Below are 3410 nucleotides of genomic sequence, written 5' to 3'. Positions count from 1 at the left end.
TAAGGGACGCGGTCAAGAGCCGGTGACTGTGATGCGTCCGAGCAGGGCGGTCTCTTCGATGTCGGCTGAGCCGACTTCCTGCGCGATGGCGATAGCCCGGTCGAAAGCTTCAGTCGCCTTCTGGAGGTTGCCGAGGTCGCGATGACTGAGACCAATGTTGATCAAGTTCTCGGCTTCGAGGAAGCGGCTCCCCACTGCGCGGGCAAGCTCATCGCATTCCATGAAAGCGGCGAGTGCCTCCTCGAACATTTCCGCCAGCCGGTACACGACTCCAAGGTCAGAGACCGTGTGTGCCTCGGCGCGGACTTCGCCGAGGGTCTGGAAGGCAGCGCGAGCCACCTGCAGGTACTCCCGGGCGTCGTCGAGTTCGCCGAGGTCACGGTGGGCCAGGCCCGCCATTCGCCCGCTGAATGCCGCGCTGCGCATGTCCTTGAGAAGCCAAGCGGTGTTGATCGCAACGTTGGTGACTTCCTTTGCCTCCTCGCTGCGCCCGGCCTCGATCAGGAGGCCAGCGAGGTTGTACAGCATGGTGGTGTACCGGCGGCCTTCCTGGTCGACCGCGGCCGTGCTCACGGATCTCGTGGTCAGCTGTATTGCTTTACCCACTGATGCCAGCGCATGGTCGTACTGCCCCAGCGCCCCTTGAGCTATGGAGAGGTTGACCAGAATAGAAGCAATATGGGCGATCTCCACCCTTTTGCGGGGGTTCATGGTCCGGGCCGCGATGTGGAGTTCCTTGGTGAGGACATCCAAAGCAGTCTGGGACAGGACAAGGAGTTCCTGGTACTTGCGGCGGTCGCTCAGGTAAGGGGACAACGCGAGTGCGATCGCGAACCTGGCTGGGTGCTGGCGGTTTCGTGCCTCGGGGGACAGCGCGCTGGCGAGAAGTACTTCTTCCTCTTCGTCGAGCCACTTGGTAGCGGCCGCTGCGTCGGCAAATGGGCGGACCAGCACGAAGGGGTCGTGGTCAGGGGGAACGGCCCCCTCGGCCATGATTGTGTAGTAGGACAGCAGGCGGTCCAGGGACGCTTCCCGGTGGTCGTCGTCGGCGTGCTGCGCACCGAGCTCGCCGGAGTAGAGGCGAACCAGGTCGTGCATCGCCCAGCGGTTCTTCGGGCGTTTCTCCACGAGGTGAGCGCGCAATAGGACAGCGAGTGTCCGTTGAGCTCCTTCTGTCCCCAGCAGGACGTGAGCGCTCGTCATGGAGATGTCAGCGCCCGGGGCGCAGGACAGGAGGCGGAAGGTCCGGGCCTCGTCGTCCTTCAGCCGCTGGTAGGACAGTTCGAACGCGGCCCGGACGGCCAACGGACGGCCGTGCTCGTCGGTGTTGTCGCTGTACTCGAGTAGATCTAGGCGGTTGCGGGCGTCCTTAAGCGCGGCTGCTTGCTCGGCCAAGGAACGGTCGGGGTCATCCCGAAGCAGCGCGATGATGATGTGCAGCGCCAGCGGAAGATATCCGCACAGGCCAGCCAGCTCGGCCGCCGACTCTTCCTGTATCTCCACGCGGGTATCGGCGGGGTGAGAAACCCGTAACTCGGTGTCGAGCAGGGTCACCGCCTCCTGCTGGGTGAACGGCTTCAGCGCAAGACGCGGAGCGGACAGCGCAGACAATGTGTAGCGCGAGGTGACCAGCATCCGGTGCGGCGGGTCGGGGCGTAGATGTTTAACGGGACCGGCATCGAGGGCGTTGTCGAGGACGATCAAGACGGGTTGGTGTGCCGTGGCCCGGTCGTGGAGAAGCGTGCGCCACAGGCGGATTCTGCCGTCCTGGCCGACTGGCATGTCCTTGTCCTTGACTCCAAGGGCTTGCAGGAAGTCGACGACGACCGTGCTGATGTCGGTGTGGTGGTTCGGGGTGTGCCCGCCGAGGTCGGCGAACAGGGCTCCGCCGGGGAACCAGCCACGGGCAACGGCTTGGTGAGCGGCTTCCAAGGCAAGTGCCGTCTTCCCCACGCTGGCCATGCCGACGACGGTCGAGACCGCCGCGACCTCGGCGTCGGCATCGACGGCGGGTTCAAGGTGCCGCATGACCTCGGCGAGCTGGTCGCTGCGGCCGGTGAACCTCTCGGGCCGCGGCGGAAGTACGACAACACCCGTCGCACCGGCCTTTGCGGTGCTGCGGGGACGCCCTCCCTTGTTCTTGCTGCGTTCCTCCCTGAGTCGGGTCACCAGCTTGTCCCACCAGGCCATCGGGCGTGGGGTGTAAGCGCTGCCTGGTGCGATCTTGCGGCCTGCGGCTTCAACGATCGCGAGGAAGACGCGGTGGGCGTCCTTGTTGGGGACTTGGACACCGTGCCGCCACGCGCTGATGGTCGTGGTCGATACCGGATGCCCCCCACTAGATGCCAGGCGCGACAACTCGCCTAGCGTGGCCTTCGACGCTCTGAGCAGTTGGTCCAGCTCCTTCCTGAAGAGGTTGATCGCTTCTTCGTGCTGGGACATCGCACCTCCGGGAGTTCTGACTTCAAACCAGCGGGAAAACTCGTGACACCGTCATTGACCTGCGCTCACGCGCGGGTTGCTGCCTGCTCGAGATCGCAGGAAACCCCCAGGACGGTGCTTTCTCGAGGTCATGCGCTGGCGGCATCCGGCCGCCGGCCATCGACCGGAGGTACCTCCCATGACCACTTGGCTACTTGAACCGGTCCACCCGCGGCATGTGCTCGAGGCGCTGCGGATCGTCCCCCTCATCATCGTCACGATTCTGCTGGCGCCCGCATGGAGTTGCTGGATCTTTTTGCCCCGAAGCAGGCAGGAACTCCTGCTCGACTTGACGGGCAAGCTGATCACCTGGACCCGGGCGACCCGAGACACCCCCCAGCGCCGCTGACATGCCGCCACCGACACCCTTCTTCCCTGCCAGTCAATCCCGCCCTGAAGCCGGGGGCGGGTCGGCGGTGCTGAAGATTAATCCGACCGACAACCGCTGTAGTGATGCTCAAAGCACCGGATAGTCCACCCCACCCGACGTACCGCTCGCACACTGGTCACTGACCGCCTACACACAAGGGTGCGCGAAGAAGTAGCCCGCGACCGGCCCTTGCACCTGCATCACCAGGTAGGCCGCCACCCCTGCGGCAGCACCCGTCAACGCGATCGTCCGGCCGGGCTGCCGCATCAGACGTGGCCCGGCCCGGTGAATGCTGTAGGCGCCGAGCCCAGCCAGGGCGACAGCGCCGAGCAGTATCGGCTTGGGGTGGTCGGTGAGCACCCGGGCTTTCATGGCGACCGTCCACGGGATCGCGGCGATCACGAGTACCAGCCAGCCGAGTACGGCGAGGGTGAACCCCTGGAGGGTGGTCAGCTTCTGCGGCCACGGCGTCAGCCGGGGGACCGCCTGCTGCTCCCGGCCGATCCAGCGGGCCGCCCCCTGGAGACGGGCAGCCCGTCCCGGGGCCGCGGGGGGCCCG

Annotated in this window: 3 protein-coding genes; 1 reads left to right on the top strand and 2 read right to left on the bottom strand. The window is 65.7% G+C overall.

What is annotated here, in order from left to right:
• Window positions 1-12 precede the first annotated feature (12 nt).
• Window positions 13-2442, bottom strand: a complete 2430-nt coding sequence (locus tag RM812_RS41060; protein ID WP_311585962.1) for a tetratricopeptide repeat protein — start codon at window positions 2440-2442, stop codon at window positions 13-15.
• Between the two features lie 178 nt (window positions 2443-2620).
• On the opposite strand from RM812_RS41060, the gene RM812_RS41055 reads away from it, so the two are divergent.
• Window positions 2621-2830, top strand: coding sequence for a hypothetical protein (locus RM812_RS41055; RefSeq protein WP_311585960.1), 210 nt, complete (start codon window positions 2621-2623; stop codon window positions 2828-2830).
• Between the two features lie 168 nt (window positions 2831-2998).
• Here the strand turns inward: RM812_RS41055 and RM812_RS41050 are convergent.
• Window positions 2999-3410: hypothetical protein (locus RM812_RS41050; protein WP_311585958.1), on the bottom strand; the 412-nt coding region annotated here is incomplete at its 5' end.

This window comes from Streptomyces lancefieldiae (assembly GCF_031845825.1).
Taxonomy (GTDB): domain Bacteria; phylum Actinomycetota; class Actinomycetes; order Streptomycetales; family Streptomycetaceae; genus Streptomyces; species Streptomyces lancefieldiae.
Note: the sequence above shows the minus strand (reverse complement) of the source record. Positions and strands in the feature narration are given on the sequence as shown.

Bases quoted from the DNA above. Each gene is read 5' to 3' on its own strand.
- RM812_RS41060 (WP_311585962.1), bottom strand. From the start codon at position 2,442: ATGTCCCAGCACGAAGAAGCGATCAACCTCTTCAGGAAGGAGCTGGAC.
- RM812_RS41055 (WP_311585960.1), top strand. From the start codon at position 2,621: ATGACCACTTGGCTACTTGAACCGGTCCACCCGCGGCATGTGCTCGAG.